Here is an 18,269-nt window from a genome sequence, read left to right on the forward strand (position 1 = left end):
AAACATTAAGGGACCCCATGATCACTTTCAGTGTCAGCCTCGATGTTGATACCACGACGGCCAAACTTACCGAAGCCATTCTCGCCGTACCGATGGGGCTGGTGGCGCATATCAATGGCCAGGCCAACGCCGCCAAGCGCGGCTTGACTGTACCGTCCGACCAGATTCTGGAGGTATTCCGCCCGGATTTTGCGGTGCGCGTCTGGCAGGCGGACAAACGCGCCGGCATAGACATTCCGCTGCGTATCCATGTTTACGAAGCGGGCGGCAAAACCTGGGTTGCCATGCGCAGCCCGGGCGCGGTGTTCGCCCCCTACAACAATGCCCTGCTAGACCAGATTGCAACCGAGCTGCAGCCAATTTTCGACAAAATCCTGTCCTGCCTTACTCCTTACAAGAAAACACCATGAACGCAATGACTGAAACCGAAACGTTGACGCGCAAGTGGATATGCATGATCTGCGACTATGTGTACGACGAAGCGCGCGGCATCCCGGACGAAGGCATTGCGCCCGGCACGCGTTTTGAAGACATTCCCGACAGCTGGGCATGTCCGGACTGCGGCGTAACCAAGCACGATTTTGAACTTCTGCAAGAATAATCTTTATGCGGCCCGCACCTGATTCATCTGCTTCAGTCGCTGCGCCAGCGCACCAATAATTTCCCGCGCCAGCGCCGGACTGGTCGCCATCAATTCCTCCAGCACCTGGGGTGGAAATGCAATCAGGAAGACCTCGGTTTCAGCGACCACTGTCGCGGTGCGTGGTTCGCCCAGCAGGTAGGCCATTTCGCCAAACATCTGCCCGGCGCTCAGGCTGGTGATTTTCACCGGCTGGCCATTGATGGCTTTCATCATCGCCACCTGCCCGGACTGCAGAAAGTAGGTGAGTTGAGAGCTCTCGCCCTCACGGATAATGGTCGTGCCCGATGCGAACGTTTGGCCGTATTTGCGCGGCAGGCGTTGCGAGCGGCCAAACAGGAAGCGATCAGCCAGGGTTGTCTGTTTGCCGCTTCTGGCCAGAAACAGTTTTTCCAGACCCATCACATCCACCCTGCCTGCCGCATACAGGCACTGCGCCCACAGCAGAAAAATCACCGCCACGATATATACCCAGATCAGCGAAAACACCACCGTACCCAGCGTGCCGTAGATCGCCTGGTAGTTGTCCAGGCGCACGAAATAGCCAAACGCGGACTTGAGGGCGAGGACGCTGAGCGCGCACAGCAGGCTCACCAGCGCTGCCAGCCTGACCGGCGGGCGCGGGATGGGCATACGCCAGTACGCCGTAAAAACCAGCAGCCACAGCACCAGAAAAGTAATCGCGCCGCCTGCCAGCCCGAGATTGGCCGCCAGATGGTGTCCAAGCAGCTCCATGCGCGACAGATAGGACAATATGCGCTGTGCCACGATCGCCAGCACAATCAAGGCAAACGCCAGCGGCATGGCCAGCAGCGACATCAGCCACGCCTGCCAGAAACTGCGCTTGCCACCCGCAAAAATCACCCGGAACGCACTTTGCAAAGCGTTCAACAGGCCACGCGAGGCCATCACCAGGGTGAGCAGACTGGCGCCGCTGGCCACCGCGCGCGTTTGTTCCGGCAGCGCACCCAGCGCCTTGAGCGCACCCAGATTGAGCTGATCCCACAGGGCCACAAACAGCAGCGGCATATTCGCCGCCAGTTGCGGCAACTGGGTGAGCAGATTGGCCGCATACAACAGCAGCAACACAATGGGGACAATGGACAGCAAAAAGTAGAACGAGATCGCCGCGGCATGATTGGCCAGCTCGTTGCGCAGAAATAGTTGCACAGACACATAGCCAATCTGGCTCAGCCAATCAAGGCGATCGCGCGTCGGGGCAGATAGAGAAAACCGTTTCATCGTTGCAATTTAACCTGCTTTGCACGGCGGCGACCAGCCCTGCCTTATAATGTGCGATTAAATTCGTCACTCCGCCCGCGCAATGATCCTTTACATCCACGGTTTCAATAGCTCATCCGGTTCGGGCAAGGCGCGCGAGCTTGAGGCCTGGCTTGACGCGCGTGGCCGCAGTGCGGAATTCGCCTGTCCCGACCTGCCGCATCGTCCGGCGGCGGCCATCGCGTTGTTGTCCGACCTGATCTCGGCATTGCCGCGCGCACAGGTAAAGCTCATTGGCAGTTCGCTGGGTGGTTTTTACGCCACCTGGCTGGCGGACCAGTTTGACGTCAAGGCCGCGTTGATCAACCCCGCAGTGCATGTACAGAACGAGCTCAAAAGCGTGCTGGGCCCCCTAAAAAATTACCACACCGGCGAGGAGTACCTGTTTACCCAGCAACATCTGGATGAACTGGCCGCCCTCGACAAGCCGGCGCCGTTGCGCCCGCAAAATCTGTTGCTGCTGGTGGAAACCGGTGATGAAGTGCTGGATTACCGCGCTGCGGTGAGCTATTACGCTGCCAGCCGGCAGATTGTCGTGCCGGGAGGCGATCACGGTTTCCAAAGCTTCCCTCAATATATCGAAACCATTCTGGAGTTCTGAACGCAGGGGTGCATGCCCCTCGCGTTACTCAATATGTATCTACTTTACGAAGAAAGCGGCAGCTTCAAGGCCGGCACCATCATTACTGACAACGATTCATCCTTGCAGGTGGACACCCAGCACGGCAAGCGCGTCAAGGTGAAAGCCGTCACGGTAATGATGCGTTTTAACGCACCGGCGCCAGCTGAATTCATGGACGCAGCGCATGTCGTCCGCGACGAGGCCGACACGGATTTTCTGTGGGAGGTTGCGGGCAGCGAGGAATTCGGCTTTACCGATCTGGCACGCGAATACTTCGGCCACGAACCCACGCCTGCAGAAGCGGCAGGCATTCTGATGCGTTTGCACGAAGCGCCGATGTATTTCTACAAAAAGGGACGCGGCCGCTACAAATCCGCGCCGCCTGAAGCGCTGGCTGCCGCCAAGGCCGGCGTGGAACGCAAGCAGCGCGAGGCGGAATTACTGGCACGTTATGTTGCGCAACTGAGCGCGTACGAGCTGCCGGAAGAATTCGCCGCGCATCTCGACATGCTGCTCTATGCGCCGGACAAAAATCAGCTGGAATGGAAAGCCCTGGACGAAGCCTGCAAGGCGACCAGCCTGACTCCGGTCAAACTGCTGGATCGCTGCGGCGCGATTCCTTCCAGCCACGATTACCACCTGGGTGCGTTCCTGCGCGAACACTTTCCGCGCGGCACCGGTTTCGGCGACGCGCACGAGCTGCCCGATCCGCCACAGTTGCCGGATGCGGGGGTGCAGGCATTCAGCATGGACGACGCGGCCACCACCGAGATCGACGATGCGTTTTCAGTCACGCGTCTGGACAACGGCAACTGGCGCGTCGGCATCCATATCGCCGTGCCCGCGCTGGGCATCGTGCCGGCCTCGGCGCTCGACGAAATCGCCGCGCACCGCCTGTCCACGGTGTATTACCCCGGCGGCAAGATCACCATGCTGCCGGATGACGCCATTCACCACTACACCCTGGGCGAGACCCACACCTGCCCGGCGCTGTCCATGTACGTGGAAGTGAGCGACGGCGAATGGAAAGTACTGAACCAGGAAACCCGCCTGGAGCAAGTCCACATCGCTGCCAACCTGCGCCATGAGACGCTGGAACCGCACTTCCATACCGGCAGCATCGCCAACGACAGCGTCGATTACCCGTTCAAGACCGAACTCGACATGCTCTGGCATTTTTCCGGTGCGCTGGAGGCCGCGCGCGGCAAAACCCCCGACCCCAACGTGGTGCAGCGCGCCGATTACAACTTCAAGGTGGAAAACGACCGCGTCAGCATTACCGACCGGGTGCGCGGCAATCCGATCGACCGCGTAGTGTCCGAGCTGATGATTTATGTGAATTCGGAATGGGGGCGCTGGCTGGCGGAAACCGACACCATGGCGCTATACCGCACCCAGCAGAACGGCAAGGTGAAAATGAGCACCAAGCCCGGGCCGCACGTCGGCCTGGGCGTGGCGCAATACACCTGGGCGAGCTCTCCGCTGCGGCGTTATGTGGATCTGGTCAACCAGCGCCAGATCATGGCGCTGGCACAGGGCGTGGAACCGCCCTATGCAGCGAAATCCGAGGTGCTGTACACCGCATTGCGCGATTTCGAAGTGGCCTATGACGCCTACAACGACTTCCAGCGCAACATGGAGCGCTACTGGTGCCTGCGCTGGCTGGTGCAGGAAGGCATCACCGAAATCAACGCGGGCGTCATCAAGGAAAACCTGGTGCGCCTCGACGGCTTGCCGTTCGTGACGCGCGTGCATTCATTGCCGGAACTGCCGCCGGGTAGCCGCGTCAGCCTGAAGGTGGACGGCGTGGACTTGTTCGACGTGGAACTGCTGTGCAGTTTCCAGCGCAGACTGGACATTGCACCCGATGCGACGGAGCCCGCAGCCCAATAATCCGGGCTAAAATACCGGTCATGAGCACGCCATCCCATTTGCCCTCCCTCCCTTCACGCCTCGGCATCACGCCGCTGCTGGGCATAGCGTTGCTGGCCTCCCTGGGCATCCATCTGTTCCTGCTCGGCTTCAGCTTCAAATTGCCGTCGGTGCGCGAGGACAACTTCCTCAGTCCGCCGCTGGAAGTGGTACTGGTCAACAGCAAATCCGCCCGCAAGCCGCTCAAGGCCGACGCCCTGGCGCAGGCCAACCTGGAAGGCGGCGGCAACACCGATCTCGACCGCCGCGCCAAAAGCCCGTTACCTTCTTCCGCAGTGGATCAGCGCGAATCCGGCGCAGATCAGGCGGAACAGCGTGTCAAACAGCTGGAAGCACAGGCACGCCAGATCATGACCCAGCTCAAGTCGGAGCAAAGCCTGCCCAATATGCAGAATGAACCGACGCCTGCCGAAACCAAGCCGGCCGAGGCCGACCCACGCCCCACCAGTCTGGTCGCGCGCAGCCTGGAAATGGCCAAACTGGAAGCACAAATCTCGCGCGAATACAGCGCTTATCAAAAACGCCCGAAGCGCATGTTTGTCGGCGCACGCACGCAGAGCTACGCGTTTGCGCGCTATATTGAGGACTGGCGCATCAAGGTGGAACGCATCGGCAACCAGCATTATCCGGAAGCGGCGCGCTCGCAAAAACTCTACGGCAAGCTGCAGCTCACCGTATCGATCAAGTCGGACGGCAGCCTCGACGACGTGGAGGTCACGCGCAGTTCCGGTTCCAAGATACTGGATGCGGCCGCGGTTGCGATCGTGAGGCGCGCGGCACCGTATTCACCCTTCCCGGAAGAAATTCGCAACAAGGCCGACATCCTCAGCATCACACGCACCTGGAATTTCATTCCTGGCGACCAGCTCAGCAGCAGCAACGACTGAGCTTCCGGCATCAATCTGATATAATTAGTACTTTTGAATATTCTGGAAAGGCTTTGGCCATGCATATCGGCACCACTATCACCCAGTTCATCATCGAAGAGCAGCGCCAGATCAAGGGCGCGACCGGTGATTTCACTTCGCTGCTGAATGACATCGTCACGGCCTGCAAGGTCATCTCCAATGCCGTCAACAAAGGCGCGCTGATCGGCGTGATGGGCAGCCTCGATTCAGAAAACGTGCAGGGCGAAACTCAGAAGAAGCTCGACGTCATCACCAACGAAATCTTCATCCAGTCCAACGAGTGGGCGGGCCACCTTGCCGCCATGGCCTCCGAGGAGATGGACGACGTCTACCAGATTCCCGGCCAGTACCCGCGCGGCAAATACCTGCTGGTGTTCGACCCGCTGGACGGCTCGTCCAACGTCGATGTCAACATCTCCGTCGGTACCATTTTCTCCATTCTGCGCTGCCCCGGCGAAGGCGATGCGCCGACTGCCGAGTCCTTCCTGCAGCCGGGCACCAAACAGGTTGCCGCCGGTTATGCGCTGTATGGTTCCTCCACCATGCTGGTGCTGACCACCGGCCACGGCGTCAATGGCTTCACGCTGGATCGCGACATCGGCGAGTTCATTCTCACCCACCCCCACATGACCATTCCCGCCGACACCAAGGAATTCGCCATCAACGCTTCCAACCAGCGTTTCTGGGAAGCTCCGGTCAAGCGCTACGTGCAGGAATGCCTGGAAGGCAAGACCGGGCCGCGTGCGCGCGACTTCAACATGCGCTGGGTCGCGTCCATGGTGGCCGAAGTGCACCGCATCCTGGTCCGCGGCGGCATCTTCATGTACCCCAAGGACACCAAAGACCCCGCCAAGGCCGGCAAACTGCGCCTGCTGTATGAGGCCAATCCGATGAGCTTCATCGTCGAGCAGGCAGGCGGTGCTTCCAGCACCGGCCGCGAACGCATCCTCGAACTCCAGCCGGAAGGTCTGCACCAGCGCGTGCCGGTCATCCTCGGCTCGAAAAACGAAGTGGAAAAAGTGGTTGCCTACCACAAGGAAGCTTAAATTCCGGATCAGTAATAAACATCAAGGGCGCAGCGCAGGCTGCGCCCTTTTTATTTGGGCATTCGGTTTTTTCCGGCTGCCTTGTATAGGGCAAGTGTCAGTGCCCGCGCGGCAGCGTGGTCGACAATCGGGACCGGGTAATCACGGCCTATCGTCACCCCATACGCGTGCTGAAGATCCTCCGATAATAACCATGGTGTATGGATGTACCGCGCAGGCAAGGCCGCCAATTCAGGCAGGTAGCGCTTGATGAATTTGCCCTCGGCGTCGAATTTTTCCGACTGGGTAATCGGGTTGAAAATACGGAACCACGGTTGCGCGTCGCAGCCGGTGGAGGCCGCCCATTGCCAGCCGCCATTGTTGGCGGCGAGGTCGAAATCGATCAGCCGGTCGGCGAAATAGCGTTCGCCCAGACGCCAGTCCACATGCAGGTCTTTCACCAGAAACGACGCCGCCACCATGCGCAGGCGGTTGTGCATGGTGCCGGTCTGGTTGAGCTGGCGCATCGCGGCGTCGACCAGCGGGTAGCCGGTACGCGCTTCGCACCAGGCGGCAAAATGGCCCGCGGGATTCGGCCAGGCAATAACGTCGAATTCCGGCTTGTAGGAATGCCCGGCGGCCACGCGCGGATGGTGCCAAAGCACTTGCTGGTAAAACTCGCGCCAGATCAATTCCGACAGCCAGGTCTGCGCACCTTCTCCACCGCTGCCGTCTGCTGTGGTCACCAATTGGCGGGTGGATACGGTGCCGAAGCGCAGGTGCACCGAAAGACAGGACGACCCTTCAAGTGCCGGGTAATCGCGCGCCGCCTTGTAGCGACCCATGCGCCCGATAAAATCTTCGAACAGACGCTGCGCTCCGGCGCTGCCGGCCTGAATGCCCAGCGCGTCCAGATTGGTGCGCGAAAACCCCATACTGTCGAGGCTGGGCAGCGGCTGCGGCGGCATGGGTGCGAGCCGCTCCAGATAACGCGACACCGGGTAAGGCATGAGATAAAACGGTGAAAGTTTTTTCAGCCAGGCGTTCTTGTAGGGCGTAAACACCCCAAACGGCTTGCCCGCCTGGGTGAGCACTTCATCGGTGTCGAAAATCACCTGATCCTTGAACGCGCGCAGTACCCGGCCGTTTTGTGACAACTGTTCGGCCACCTCGGCATCGCGGGCGATGGCGGCAGGCTCATAATCGCGGTTGCAGAATACGGCCTGGGCATTCAATGCGTGCGCCAGTTGCGGAATCAGCTCGCACGCCCGGCCATAACGCGTAATCAGGCTGCTGCCATGCGCCTCCAGCTCCAGCTTGAGTGCGTCCAAGCTCTCCCGGATGAATTCCACACGGCGGTCGGCACGGTCGGGCAATGCATCGAGAATGTCCGTGTCGAAAATGAATACGGGTATCACGGCGCGGCTCGATTTCAGGGCATGATAGAACGCGGCGTGGTCGTCCAGCCGCAGGTCGCGGCGCAACCAGACCAGCGCAGTGTCAAATTCGGGCATGCTATTTTGAAAAGTATTTATCAGGCTAAATTGTGATTGATGCGCTAGGCCGTTACAATTGAATTCACATGCAAACCGTTAACCTTACCGACCACTTCCTGATCGCCATGCCCAACATGGTCGACCCCAATTTTTCCAAAACCCTGACCTATATCTGCGAGCACAACGAGGAAGGTGCGCTCGGTGTGATTGTGAATCGGCCTACCGATCTGGATATGGCGGCATTGTTCGACCAGATCGGCATCGAGCTGGAACGCACCGAACTGGCCGGGCAGGCCGTCTACTACGGTGGCCCGGTGCAGACCGAGCGCGGCTTTGTGCTGCACCAGCCGGCCGGGGAATGGCAGTCGACCATGGCGGTGAACGAGCGCCTTGGGCTGACCACCTCCAAAGACATTCTCGAAGCAGTCGGTCGCGGCCACGGCCCGGACAAGCTGATGGTGTCGCTCGGTTATTCAGGCTGGTCGCCGGGGCAGCTGGAAGACGAACTCGGGCAAAACGCCTGGCTGTCGGTCAAGGCCGATCCGCAGGTGATTTTCGACTTGCCGGTGGAAGAGCGCCTGAATGCGGCGATGAAAATTCTCGGCATCGACTTTGCCATGCTGTCGGACGACGCGGGCCACGCCTGATGGGTTCGGGCAGCGTGCTGGGCTTCGACTTTGGCCTGAAACGCATCGGTGTGGCCGTCGGCACGCTGGAACTGAAACTTGCTCACCCGCTGGAAACCATCGCCATTGAAACCACCGACGCGCGCTTTGCCCGCATCGGCAAGCTTATCGAGGAATGGCAGCCGGCGCTGGCCGTGGTCGGCATTCCGCACCGCGGCGACGACAGCGCCCACGAATTTGCCCCCACCTGCCTGCGCTTCGCCCAGCGCCTCAAGGGACGCTTCGGCTTGAACGTGGCGCTGGTAGACGAAAGTTACAGTTCCGCTGCGGCCAGCTCCACACTGAACGAATCCGGCATACGCGGGCGCCGGCAAAAATCCGTGCTCGACCAGGTCGCCGCCCAGCACATCCTGCAACATTATTTCGACGAACCCGATCATGCCCATCATTACCTTGCCTGACGCAGAAACGCTCGTCGCCCAACTGGCGGCGGCAATCAAACCCACGCTAACGCCCAACACCGTGCTGGTGGGCATGTACACCGGCGGCGTGTGGGCAGCACAGCAAATGCACGCGCTGCTTGACCCGGACATGCCGCATGGCGACCTCGACATCTCCTTTTACCGCGACGACTTCGACCGCATCGGCCTGCACGCGCAGGTCAAGCCGACGCGCCTGCCGTTCGAGGTGGAAGGGCGCGACATCCTGCTGGTGGACGACGTGCTCTACACCGGCCGCTCGGTGCGCGCCGCCATGAACGCGCTGTTCGACTACGGCCGCCCGGCGCGCATCCGCCTTGCCGTGCTGGTGGACCGGGTGGGCGACCGCGAACTGCCGATCATGGCGGATTTTGTCGGCGCCACGGCAAGCGTCCCAGCGCACCAGCATATCCACCTTGTCCGCGACGACGCGGGCCGCCTCAAGCTCAAACTGGTTGATCTCAAATGACCCTGAACCCGCAACTCAACCAGGACGGCGCGCTCAAACATCTGCTGACCATAGACGGCCTGCCGCGCGCCATCCTCACCCACATCCTGGACACCGCCGAGGGCTTCATCGCAGTCAGCGAGCAGGAGGTCAAAAAGGTGCCGCTACTGCGCGGCAAGGCGATTTTCAACCTGTTTTTCGAACCCTCGACGCGCACCCGCACCACCTTCGAAATCGCCGCCAAGCGCCTGTCCGCCGACGTCATCAATCTCAACATCAACGCCTCCAGCCAGAGCAAGGGCGAAACCCTGCTCGACACCGTGGACAACCTCGCCGCCATGCAGGCCGACATGTTCGTGGTGCGCCACGCGCAGAGCGGCGCCGCGCACATGATTGCGCGCCACGTGGCGCCGCACATCCATGTCGTCAATGCCGGCGATGGCCGCCATGCCCACCCCACCCAAGGCTTGCTGGATATGTTCACCATCCGCAAATACAAGGGTGAATTCCACAACCTGCGCGTCGCCATCGTCGGTGACGTGCTGCACTCGCGCGTGGCGCGCTCGCAAATCCACGCGCTGACCACGCTGGGCGTGCCCGAAGTGCGCGTGATCGCCCCCAAGACGCTGCTGCCCACCGGCGTCGAGCAGTTGGGCGTGCATGTCTACCACGAAATGGCGAAGGGGCTGAAAGACGTCGACGTGGTCATCATGCTGCGCCTGCAAAACGAGCGCATGCGCGGCGCACTGCTGCCCAGTGCGCAGGAATATTTCAAATATTACGGCCTGACCCCGGACAAGCTGACGCTGGCCCGGCCCGACGCCATCGTCATGCACCCCGGCCCGATGAACCGCGGCGTCGAGATCGACTCGGCCGTGGCCGACGGCAAGCAATCGGTCATCCTGCCGCAGGTAACTTACGGCATCGCCGTGCGCATGGCGGTAATGAGCATTCTGGCGGGGAATTGAGATTGTCCCTGAATAATTCAGCACTGCGCTGGGGGCTGGTTGAGCGCCGCCTGGTAGGGTGCAATAAGCGCAGCGCATTGCACCGCATGCATTCGGCGCAATGCCCGTTGGTTATTGCCCTACCATGTTCCAATTTTTGGGGTTCGGATACCAAAGGCTCGTTAATGAATAAGCTGAAAAAATCATGAAAATCCACATCAAGAACGGTCGCCTGATCGACCCCAAGCACGGCCTCGACACCCACGCCGACCTCTATATCGCAGCCGGCAAAATCGCTGCCATCGGCAGCGCACCCAGGGACTTCCACGCCAACCGCGTGATCGACGCCAGCCACTGCATCGTCTGCCCCGGCCTGGTCGATCTCGCCGCGCGCCTGCGCGAACCGGGCTTCGAGTACAAGGCCACGCTCGAATCGGAAATGGATGCCGCGTGCGCCGGCGGCATCACCAGCCTGGCCTGCCCGCCCGACACCGACCCGCCGCTGGACGAACCCGGCCTGGTGGAGATGCTCAAGTTCCGCGCCCAGAATCTCAACCAGGCACGCGTCTATCCGATCGGCGCGCTGACCCAGAAATTGGAAGGAGCGCGCCTTACCGAAATGGCCGAGCTGCGCGACGCCGGCTGCGTGGGCTTCTCCCAGGCCGACGCCCCGATCACCGACACCCAGGTGCTGGTGCGCGCGCTGGAATACGCCGCCACCTTCGGCTTCACCGTATGGCTGCGCCCGCAGGACGCCTACCTCGCCAAAGGCGGTGTGGCGCACGACGGCTTCGTCGCCACGCGCCTGGGTTTGCCCGCCATCCCCACCAGTGCGGAGACCGTGGCGCTCGCCACCATCCTGCTGCTGGCCAGGGAAACCGGCGCGCGCGTGCACCTGTGCCGTCTTTCCGCCGCCGAGAGCCTGGCGATGGTGCGCACCGCCAAGGCCGAAGGCCTCAACGTAAGCTGCGACGTCGGCATCAACCACGTCCACCTCAGTGAAATGGACATCGGCTATTTCGACACCAACCACCATCTCGTGCCCCCGCTGCGCGGCCTGCGCGACCGCGACGCGATCCGCGCCGCACTCGCCGACGGCACCGTGGACGCGCTGTGCTCCGACCACACCCCGGTGGACGAAGACGGCAAGCAAATGCCCTTCGGCGAATCCGAACCCGGCGCCACCGGGCTGGAACTGTTGCTGCCACTGACGCTGAAATGGGCACGCGAAAACGGCATTCCGCTCAGCCAGGCACTGGCGCGCATCACCCATCAACCCGCCCATATCCTCGGCCTCGACGCCGGGCACCTGGCCATCGGCCATGCCGCGGACATCTGCGTGTTCGACCCTGAAGCTACGTGGATAGTCGCCTCCAGCATACTCAAAAGTCAGGGCAAGAACACACCGTTTTTGGGTTATGAAATGCAGGGGCGGGTGCACGCCACGTTGGTGGAGGGGCATGTGGTGTTTGAGGGGGAGGAGAATGGGCAGAGGCGGAGGTAGAATCCAGGTCGGCCCCGCACTGGCCCGCCCCGCAACCTGTCTCGCACCTTGTCAAGCAACCGGGGAGGCTGAATTGTGGTGCTCTGCCGGCGCTTTTTAGAGAGCCCATATATTACGTTAGCCCTTCCGGGAGTCGAAATGAACTATCACGCTGAACTTGCTCTGATAAAACAGAACTTCGAGCAACTCCTCACGTTGTGTGACCCTAATTCGGCGTGCGATTGGCGTCCTAGCGAAAGTCAACGCCTTGCCTACGTTCCACTCGCGGAACGTGTGCTCAGAGCAATAGACAGAGTGCGAAACCTCGAAAGACGAAAACTGTTACAGGAAGGGCAACCTCAGGAGTACGTCCCGCATTCAATTCTCTTTTATATCCGTGACCAAGTAGACCCACGTGTAAGTGCACTGAAAGAAGCCTTAGATCGCCTTGACCCAGATGGAGCCTTTGTTCGCCAGCTACTTGATGAACTTGATCACGTTACCTGCCCCGTGAATCAAACATTTGAAACTGGCATCGAACAAGTTCGAGAGCTAATTGATCGAAATCCCGATAGGGACTTTGATAGCTGGCTCAACCCTGACACTGCTTGCGAGGTTATTGACTCGTCATTGATTTCCTTCGATCCTGACTCATGGCTGGATCGCGCACGTGAATTGGCTCCGATTCGCACACACAAAAAAGATGTCCTGCTACCTAGCCATGTTCGGCTCCGCATCGAAGAACTCAATCGCGCATACGTCTTCGGTTGCTGGCTGTCCGTGCTTGCGCTCTCCCGCGCAATTTTGGAATATGCAGTCCTCGATAACATTCACAAATTCGACATCGCTCCAACTTGGCCAGCCGTGGGGCGAGATCCAAAAGGAAGGACGAAGAAGCTGGCTGATCTAATCGAGGATCTAACTCCGCATGTTCCGGCCCTCTCGAAAGGAATGGACAAGCTTCGAGACTATGGAAATGATTACATGCATCCAAAAAAGTCCCAGATGAGCAAGGAGACTTTGTTCCAATGCAAATCTGCGGCGAAGGACGCAGTGAAGACCGTAGTTGACGTCGTCGAGGGCCTATATCTTGTTCAAAAACCGGGCTAACCCGGCAGTCAACACGGACGCTGCGCGATTAAGCCGCGCAGCGCTTGTTACTACGTTATGTTTATCCATAGGAGAGTCCTTAATGCTAAAAATATCGAGAATTGCATTCCTTCCCGTTGGCCTTTGCGTCATATTACTTGCCGGTTGTGCTGTTGGGTGGACACGCCCCAACACTACTGAATCTGAGTTTAATCAGGATCGTTACGAATGCCAGCAACAAGCCGCGCAAATGTATCCTGTCATGATGGTTCAAAGAACTATTGGCGTTGGCTATCAGACTTCGGCTCAAACAAACTGCACCTCTTACGGATACAATACGAACTGCACTACAACTGGCGGGAACTATGTTCCACCTGCCACAGTAACTGAGGACGCAAACTCAAATAATCGCAATACCGCATTTAGCTCATGTCTGAACTCCAAAGGATATACGTTCAAAATGGAGTTCAAAAAATAATGCCCGAGGAATATCAGGGTCAGGTCTCAATACTCTTAGTTTAGTGAAGGAGCCGGGGTCAGGAGCCGGGGTCAGGTCTTGCATTAACACATCCCCCTCTGCCATACTCCTCCCATGGCACGCCCCTTACGACTCGAACTGGCAGGCAGTCTTTACCACGTGACCTCGCGCGGTGACGGCCGGGAGGATATTTACCTGTCGGACGCTGACCGGGAAGCCTGGCTGGCAGTATTGGGGCAGATCTGCATGCGCTTCAACTGGGTGTGCCACGCCTGGTGCCAGATGAGCAATCACTATCATCTGCTGATTGAAACGCCGGAAGCCAACCTGGCACAGGGGATGCGCCAGCTCAACGGGGTGTATACGCAACGCTTCAACCGCCTGCACGGACGGGTGGGGCATGTGTTTCAGGGCCGGTACAAAGCCATCCTGGTGGAACGCGACAGCTACCTGCTGGAACTGGCGCGCTACGTCGTGCTCAATCCGCTGCGCGCCGGGATGGTGAAGCGGCTTGAAGCCTGGCCGTGGAGCAGCTACCTCGCCACCTGCGCTCAGGCGCCTGCGCCGGAGTGGTTGCAAACCGACTGGATCCTAGCGCAATTCGGGCGGCAGCGCAGCCGCGCGATCCGGAAATACGTGGCCTTCGTGCATGAAGGTGCGCGGCTGCCGAGCATATGGTCACAGTTGCGGGGTCAGATTTATCTGGGCTCGGACGCCTTCGTGGAAAAGATGCAGATGCAAATCGAAAAGAAACCGGCGCTGGATGAAATACCGCGTGCGCAGCGGCGCGGGCTGACCCAGCCCCTGGCGGATTTCGAGCGGCGCTATGACCGCAACGAGGCAATGGCACGCGCGTACCGGTCAGGTCAGCACACCATGGCAGCGATCGCCCGGCACTTCGGTGTTCACTACTCGACGGTGAGCCGGCTGGTCAAGGCGTATGAAGATTCAGCGTAGGGCTGAAGAATGCTATGTTGAGAAACCTGATTGCGCGAACAACTATCGATGACACATCGATACCGCGTGGCGTCACCAGACCCAACCCGGAGCCGTTATGACCGTACGCAGCAGAAACCAGATAGTCCATACCCTCTTTGATATCGGCGTGATAAGCAAAGCCGTGGATGGCGTGCTCGAAATTATCGGCGGCATCCTTCTGTTCTTCGTTAATCCCGCCCAGATCCACGGGCTGTTGCGGGCGCTTACCCAACATGAGTTGAGCGAGGATCCGCATGATTTGATTGCCGGCTTGATCATGCGTTCTGTTCAGCACCTCTCCATGGGTACCGAGGCCTTCGCTGCGGTGTTTCTGTTATGGCACGGAGCGGTCAAGATCGGCGTGGTGTGGGCCCTGTGGCAAAAGAAATTTTGGGCTTATCCGATTGCGATAGTGGCGTTTGGGCTGTTCCTGATCTATCAGGTCTATCGCTATTCTCTCACCCATTCAGTCTGGCTCCTGGTGCTTTCATTCCTTGATCTCTTCGTGATCATTCTCACTTGGCTCGAGTACAGGCGCTTGCGTAGTTCGCACGGGTTCAGTCAATCGCACTGAGGTGCCAGAGTTGGCATAAACGCCCCTGCCAACACAGCCAATGCTTAGAGCCGCAAAAATGTCGGAAGAAAACCATGGTCTGGTTAGAAATGGCAGAATCCTCAATATTGAGTCCAGGTGAACTGAATACCCCTACTGTCGATTTATGACTTTAAAACTTCCCATGCCGCCTACACGCACAATTGCCCTGACCGTACTCGCCATGATCGCGTTTGCCGGCAATTCGCTGCTATGCCGGGCGGCCCTCAAACACACCAGTATCGATGCGGCCAGCTTCACGACCATTCGTCTGATCTCCGGCGCCGTGATGCTCTGGCTGCTGGTGAAAATGCGGCGCATCACGCCTGGCGGCGAGGGTAACTGGCTGTCGGCTGTTGCGTTGTTTATTTATGCCGCCGGCTTTTCTTTTGCCTATGTGAGCCTGCCTGCGGCGACCGGTGCACTACTGCTGTTTGGTGCAGTGCAGGCGATGATGATCGGCCATGGCATCTGGGCCGGGGAACGCCTGCGCAGACTGCAACTCGTCGGATTGGTGCTCGCTTTCGGAGGAATTGTTGGCCTGTTGCTGCCGGGTCTTTCGGCACCGCCCCTGTATGGTTCCATATTGATGTTGGGTGCCGGGGTGGCGTGGGGCGTCTATTCCTTGCGCGGGAAAGGTGCGGGTGATCCCGCCAGCGTAACAGCGGGTAATTTCCTGCGCGCTGCACTTATCTCGGTAATACTGAGCGCACTCATGCTCAACGGCGCCTCATGGGATATTGCCGGATTTTGGTACGCGGTTTCTTCAGGCGCGCTGGCTTCCGGAATAGGATATGCCATCTGGTATACAGTATTGCCGGCACTGAAAGCCACGAGTGCCGCCACCGTGCAACTGAGTGTCCCGGTCATTGCGGCGTTGGGAGGCATCATGTTGCTTGGCGAGCCCCTATCCTTGCGCCTGGTATTGGCCTCGCTGGCTATTCTCGGCGGAATCGTTCTGGTCATTCTTGAAAAACAAAACGCCATCTGACTGATGCGCGACAGGAGGTTCCATTGAAAGACACCCTGCAACCCGGCATCCGCTACGAACACAAGTTCATCGTGCCGATATCGAAAACCGTACCGGCGCTGTATCCGGAATCCGCAGAGTTTGTGGCGATGCCTGAAGTCTTTGCCACCGGTTTCCTGGTGGGTTTGCTCGAATGGGCCTGTATCAAGGCGATCAACCCGCATATTGATTGGCCAGACGAACAAACAGTCGGGACGCACATTGACGTAAGCCATGAAGCCGCCACGCCACCGGGCCTTGAGGTCACCGCTACCGTAGAGTTGACCGCTGTCGAGGGAAGAAAACTTATTTTTGCCGTGGAGGCTCACGACGGGGTGGATATAATTTCTAAAGGACGGCACGAACGGTTCGTAATCAACAGGGAACGGTTTGCTGCGAAGCTGGGCGAAAAAATGCGGGGCAACTCATCATCCTGCGCCTGACCCACATCGCACGATCATCACACCGCGACTGAGCTGGTAATACATATCAAAGGAGTCGGTATCATGAAACCTCGCATTGGCATGATTACCCTGGATGTTCGCGATCTTGGCGCCGCGATAAAATTTGAGGTAGCGCACAATCCCCTTTTTTGGGTCGGCCCAAGCGACCATGACGCATAACGACACATTCCAACGTTAGTTCGCAGGGGTCAGTCAGCTAAACGAACGCCTCAGCAAGTTTGATTCAGGGAAGGGGAAAAGAATGCTGCCAGTTGACGAACCGCACAGATTGTTTCGCGCCTTCTCATTGGCGATCGCACTGGTACTCATGGGACAACTGGCATATGCGGGGTCGATACGTGACCGCATCATGGAACGCTATTTAGCTGAACACTCAGGAAACATTGAGCATGACGATGCTTCCGGCAGTGTGCCTCTACCCGCTGGGATGCAACTGTTGCGAGATGTGCCCTACGGCAAAGATGAACAACAGCGTATGGACGTTTATCTACCCAGACAGGCGGCAGGCGCTCCGGTGATTTTCATGGTTCACGGAGGTGGCTGGCACCGCGGCGACAAAAGCTCAAAAACCGTAGTGGAAAACAAGATGACCCGCTGGGTATCCAGGGGATTTATTTTCATCTCGACCAATTACCGTCTGCTTCCCAAGGCCGATCCTTTGCAACAAGCGCAGGATATCGCGCACGCACTGGCCACAGCCCAAGACAAGGCGGCTAGCTGGGGAGGCGATCCCACGAAGTTTATTCTGATGGGCCATTCAGCTGGGGCGCATCTTGTCGCCCTCCTGGCCGCATCGCCAACAATGGCCTTGCGCATGGGCGCGCGCCCCTGGTTAGGCACGATCTCTCTCGACAGTGCCGCCCTCGATGTTGTACAGACCATGGAAGCGCGGCACCTTCGCCTTTATGACCAAGCCTTTGGTAGCGATGCCAGCTATTGGGAAAAAGTGTCACCCTATCATGCGCTCGCTGCGAATGCGTTCCCATTTCTGACGGTGTGCTCAACTCGCCGTAGCGACTCATGCCAGCAGGCGCACGAATTCGCCGCCAAGGCCGCATCTTTAAAGGTGCGTGCCAGTATTTTGGAGCAGGATTTATCACACAAGGAAATCAATCAACAGTTAGGCGCCGCAGGGGGCTATACCGACTCAGTCGAGTCATTCATGGGCTCGCTGGATGCGTCTGTAATGCGCAAGCTAGCGAATCAATCGGGCACGTCAAACTTAACAGGTCACTTAATTCAACCCCAACCATAGGCCCGGCTCATGAGATATATCTCCCAGATCACTTTTCTTCTCCTTTGTGCTATTGCGGTGACGACATCTTCTGTCGCACAGAGTCTGTACAAATCCATCGGGCCTGACGGGAAGGTTGTCTACAGCGATCACCCGCCGGTCGGGGCTCGAATCGAAAAGACCATGCAGTTCACCAACCTGCCGAGCACGGCATTGCCGGCTTCGGCCTCCTCCTATGCCGAGCAGTTACGCCGGACGCAAGCTTCGCCAGCGACTGCTGCATCGGCCGGCGTTGTTTTGTACTCGGCAAAATGGTGCGGATACTGCAAGCAAGCCAAGGCCTACCTGGCAAGCAAAAATATCGCGTACCAGGATTTCGACATTGATACCCGCGAAGGCATGACTGCTTACGTCCAGGCTGGCGGCGGCAAGGGCATACCGTTGCTGGTCGCATCCGGCCAGCACGTTCAGGGCTTCTCGCCGTCGGCCTATGATGAGCTCTTTGCCAACCGAAAGTAGGGCAGGAAATCTGCGTAGC

At 58.9% G+C, this 18,269-nt stretch carries 20 protein-coding genes; 18 read left to right on the forward strand and 2 right to left on the reverse strand.

Annotation, left to right across the window (positions count from 1 at the left end; translation table 11 throughout):
- Positions 1 to 17: 17 nt before the first annotated feature.
- Together EI185_RS03150 and EI185_RS03155 are read left to right on the forward strand one after the other, a co-directional pair.
- Complete coding sequence (locus EI185_RS03150) at positions 18 to 410, forward strand: DUF302 domain-containing protein (RefSeq protein WP_124703669.1); 393 nt, start codon at positions 18 to 20, stop codon at positions 408 to 410.
- Positions 407 to 601 carry a rubredoxin gene (locus EI185_RS03155; RefSeq protein WP_124703670.1) on the forward strand — a complete coding sequence of 65 codons (195 nt, stop codon included), beginning with the start codon at positions 407 to 409 and terminating at the stop codon, positions 599 to 601. Before EI185_RS03150 ends, EI185_RS03155 begins: the two co-directional genes overlap by 4 nt.
- Before the next feature lie 3 nt (positions 602 to 604).
- On the opposite strand, the gene EI185_RS03160 is transcribed toward EI185_RS03155, so the two are convergent.
- Positions 605 to 1,882, reverse strand: a complete 1,278-nt coding sequence (locus EI185_RS03160; RefSeq protein ID WP_124703671.1) for a YhjD/YihY/BrkB family envelope integrity protein — start codon at positions 1,880 to 1,882, stop codon at positions 605 to 607.
- Positions 1,883 to 1,964: 82 nt separating this feature from the next.
- Here EI185_RS03160 and EI185_RS03165 point away from each other — a divergent pair, with 82 nt between their 5' ends.
- From EI185_RS03165 to EI185_RS03180, 4 genes are read left to right on the forward strand one after another with little or no spacing between them, the layout of a single operon-like run.
- Positions 1,965 to 2,522: a YqiA/YcfP family alpha/beta fold hydrolase gene (locus EI185_RS03165; protein WP_124703672.1), complete on the forward strand. Its 558-nt coding sequence runs from the start codon at positions 1,965 to 1,967 to the stop codon at positions 2,520 to 2,522.
- A 12-nt stretch (positions 2,523 to 2,534) separates the two neighbouring features.
- Entirely contained in the window at positions 2,535 to 4,436 is a 1,902-nt protein-coding gene (locus EI185_RS03170) for a ribonuclease catalytic domain-containing protein (protein WP_223247641.1), read from the forward strand.
- 20 nt (positions 4,437 to 4,456) lie between these two features.
- Positions 4,457 to 5,362, forward strand: a complete 906-nt coding sequence (locus tag EI185_RS03175; protein ID WP_124703673.1) for a TonB family protein — start codon at positions 4,457 to 4,459, stop codon at positions 5,360 to 5,362.
- A 59-nt stretch (positions 5,363 to 5,421) separates the two neighbouring features.
- The gene (locus EI185_RS03180) at positions 5,422 to 6,429 is read left to right on the forward strand and encodes a class 1 fructose-bisphosphatase (protein WP_124703674.1); all 1,008 of its coding nucleotides are present in this window, start codon (positions 5,422 to 5,424) and stop codon (positions 6,427 to 6,429) included.
- Positions 6,430 to 6,479: 50 nt separating this feature from the next.
- On the opposite strand, the gene EI185_RS03185 is transcribed toward EI185_RS03180, so the two are convergent.
- Complete coding sequence (locus tag EI185_RS03185; protein ID WP_124703675.1) at positions 6,480 to 7,922, reverse strand: cryptochrome/photolyase family protein; 1,443 nt, start codon at positions 7,920 to 7,922, stop codon at positions 6,480 to 6,482.
- A gap of 68 nt (positions 7,923 to 7,990) precedes the next feature.
- Here EI185_RS03185 and EI185_RS03190 point away from each other — a divergent pair, with 68 nt between their 5' ends.
- The 12 genes from EI185_RS03190 (at position 7,991) to EI185_RS03245 (ending at position 18,250) form a co-directional block, all read left to right on the forward strand.
- Positions 7,991 to 8,551, forward strand: coding sequence for a YqgE/AlgH family protein (locus EI185_RS03190; RefSeq protein WP_124703676.1), 561 nt, complete (start codon positions 7,991 to 7,993; stop codon positions 8,549 to 8,551).
- Positions 8,551 to 8,991, forward strand: a complete 441-nt coding sequence (gene ruvX / locus EI185_RS03195; protein ID WP_124703677.1) for a Holliday junction resolvase RuvX — start codon at positions 8,551 to 8,553, stop codon at positions 8,989 to 8,991. Before EI185_RS03190 ends, ruvX begins: the two co-directional genes overlap by 1 nt.
- Positions 8,978 to 9,478: a bifunctional pyr operon transcriptional regulator/uracil phosphoribosyltransferase PyrR gene (pyrR, locus tag EI185_RS03200; protein ID WP_124703808.1), complete on the forward strand. Its 501-nt coding sequence runs from the start codon at positions 8,978 to 8,980 to the stop codon at positions 9,476 to 9,478. Before ruvX ends, pyrR begins: the two co-directional genes overlap by 14 nt.
- A complete protein-coding gene (locus EI185_RS03205; protein ID WP_124703678.1) occupies positions 9,475 to 10,425 on the forward strand; it encodes an aspartate carbamoyltransferase catalytic subunit in 951 nt (316 codons plus the stop codon). Before pyrR ends, EI185_RS03205 begins: the two co-directional genes overlap by 4 nt.
- A 184-nt stretch (positions 10,426 to 10,609) precedes the next feature.
- Complete coding sequence (locus EI185_RS03210) at positions 10,610 to 11,908, forward strand: dihydroorotase (protein WP_124703679.1); 1,299 nt, start codon at positions 10,610 to 10,612, stop codon at positions 11,906 to 11,908.
- Between the two features lie 138 nt (positions 11,909 to 12,046).
- Positions 12,047 to 12,997 carry a hypothetical protein gene (locus EI185_RS03215; protein ID WP_124703680.1) on the forward strand — a complete coding sequence of 317 codons (951 nt, stop codon included), beginning with the start codon at positions 12,047 to 12,049 and terminating at the stop codon, positions 12,995 to 12,997.
- A 571-nt stretch (positions 12,998 to 13,568) separates the two neighbouring features.
- Positions 13,569 to 14,411 carry a transposase gene (locus tag EI185_RS03220; RefSeq protein ID WP_124703681.1) on the forward strand — a complete coding sequence of 281 codons (843 nt, stop codon included), beginning with the start codon at positions 13,569 to 13,571 and terminating at the stop codon, positions 14,409 to 14,411.
- A 97-nt stretch (positions 14,412 to 14,508) separates the two neighbouring features.
- Positions 14,509 to 15,006 (forward strand): DUF2127 domain-containing protein, encoded by a 498-nt coding sequence (locus tag EI185_RS03225; protein ID WP_124703682.1) that lies wholly within the window; start codon positions 14,509 to 14,511, stop codon positions 15,004 to 15,006.
- A 163-nt stretch (positions 15,007 to 15,169) separates the two neighbouring features.
- Entirely contained in the window at positions 15,170 to 16,015 is an 846-nt protein-coding gene (locus tag EI185_RS03230; protein ID WP_124703683.1) for a DMT family transporter, read from the forward strand.
- A gap of 23 nt (positions 16,016 to 16,038) precedes the next feature.
- On the forward strand, positions 16,039 to 16,476 hold the full coding sequence (locus EI185_RS03235) for a thioesterase family protein (RefSeq protein WP_124703684.1): 438 nt from the start codon (positions 16,039 to 16,041) through the stop codon (positions 16,474 to 16,476).
- Between the two features lie 262 nt (positions 16,477 to 16,738).
- Positions 16,739 to 17,752, forward strand: a complete 1,014-nt coding sequence (locus EI185_RS03240) for an alpha/beta hydrolase (RefSeq protein WP_223247642.1) — start codon at positions 16,739 to 16,741, stop codon at positions 17,750 to 17,752.
- Between the two features lie 9 nt (positions 17,753 to 17,761).
- Complete coding sequence (locus EI185_RS03245; protein ID WP_124703685.1) at positions 17,762 to 18,250, forward strand: glutaredoxin family protein; 489 nt, start codon at positions 17,762 to 17,764, stop codon at positions 18,248 to 18,250.
- The last annotated feature ends 19 nt before the right edge of the window (positions 18,251 to 18,269 follow it).

It is taken from the genome of Sulfuriferula multivorans, from assembly GCF_003851125.1.
Classification (GTDB): Bacteria; Pseudomonadota; Gammaproteobacteria; order Burkholderiales; family Sulfuriferulaceae; genus Sulfuriferula; species Sulfuriferula multivorans.

Coding starts and splice junctions, on each gene's coding strand:
- EI185_RS03185 (WP_124703675.1), bottom strand. CDS start 7,922: ATGCCCGAATTTGACACTGCGCTGGTCTGGTTGCGCCGCGACCTGCGG.
- EI185_RS03215 (WP_124703680.1), top strand. CDS start 12,047: ATGAACTATCACGCTGAACTTGCTCTGATAAAACAGAACTTCGAGCAA.
- EI185_RS03230 (WP_124703683.1), top strand. CDS start 15,170: ATGCCGCCTACACGCACAATTGCCCTGACCGTACTCGCCATGATCGCG.
- EI185_RS03190 (WP_124703676.1), top strand. CDS start 7,991: ATGCAAACCGTTAACCTTACCGACCACTTCCTGATCGCCATGCCCAAC.
- EI185_RS03165 (WP_124703672.1), top strand. CDS start 1,965: ATGATCCTTTACATCCACGGTTTCAATAGCTCATCCGGTTCGGGCAAG.
- EI185_RS03225 (WP_124703682.1), top strand. CDS start 14,509: ATGACCGTACGCAGCAGAAACCAGATAGTCCATACCCTCTTTGATATC.
- EI185_RS03160 (WP_124703671.1), bottom strand. CDS start 1,882: ATGAAACGGTTTTCTCTATCTGCCCCGACGCGCGATCGCCTTGATTGG.
- EI185_RS03210 (WP_124703679.1), top strand. CDS start 10,610: ATGAAAATCCACATCAAGAACGGTCGCCTGATCGACCCCAAGCACGGC.
- EI185_RS03150 (WP_124703669.1), top strand. CDS start 18: ATGATCACTTTCAGTGTCAGCCTCGATGTTGATACCACGACGGCCAAA.
- EI185_RS03180 (WP_124703674.1), top strand. CDS start 5,422: ATGCATATCGGCACCACTATCACCCAGTTCATCATCGAAGAGCAGCGC.
- EI185_RS03245 (WP_124703685.1), top strand. CDS start 17,762: ATGAGATATATCTCCCAGATCACTTTTCTTCTCCTTTGTGCTATTGCG.
- EI185_RS03220 (WP_124703681.1), top strand. CDS start 13,569: ATGGCACGCCCCTTACGACTCGAACTGGCAGGCAGTCTTTACCACGTG.
- EI185_RS03170 (WP_223247641.1), top strand. CDS start 2,535: ATGCCCCTCGCGTTACTCAATATGTATCTACTTTACGAAGAAAGCGGC.
- EI185_RS03155 (WP_124703670.1), top strand. CDS start 407: ATGAACGCAATGACTGAAACCGAAACGTTGACGCGCAAGTGGATATGC.
- EI185_RS03205 (WP_124703678.1), top strand. CDS start 9,475: ATGACCCTGAACCCGCAACTCAACCAGGACGGCGCGCTCAAACATCTG.
- ruvX (WP_124703677.1), top strand. CDS start 8,551: ATGGGTTCGGGCAGCGTGCTGGGCTTCGACTTTGGCCTGAAACGCATC.
- EI185_RS03240 (WP_223247642.1), top strand. CDS start 16,739: ATGCTGCCAGTTGACGAACCGCACAGATTGTTTCGCGCCTTCTCATTG.
- EI185_RS03175 (WP_124703673.1), top strand. CDS start 4,457: ATGAGCACGCCATCCCATTTGCCCTCCCTCCCTTCACGCCTCGGCATC.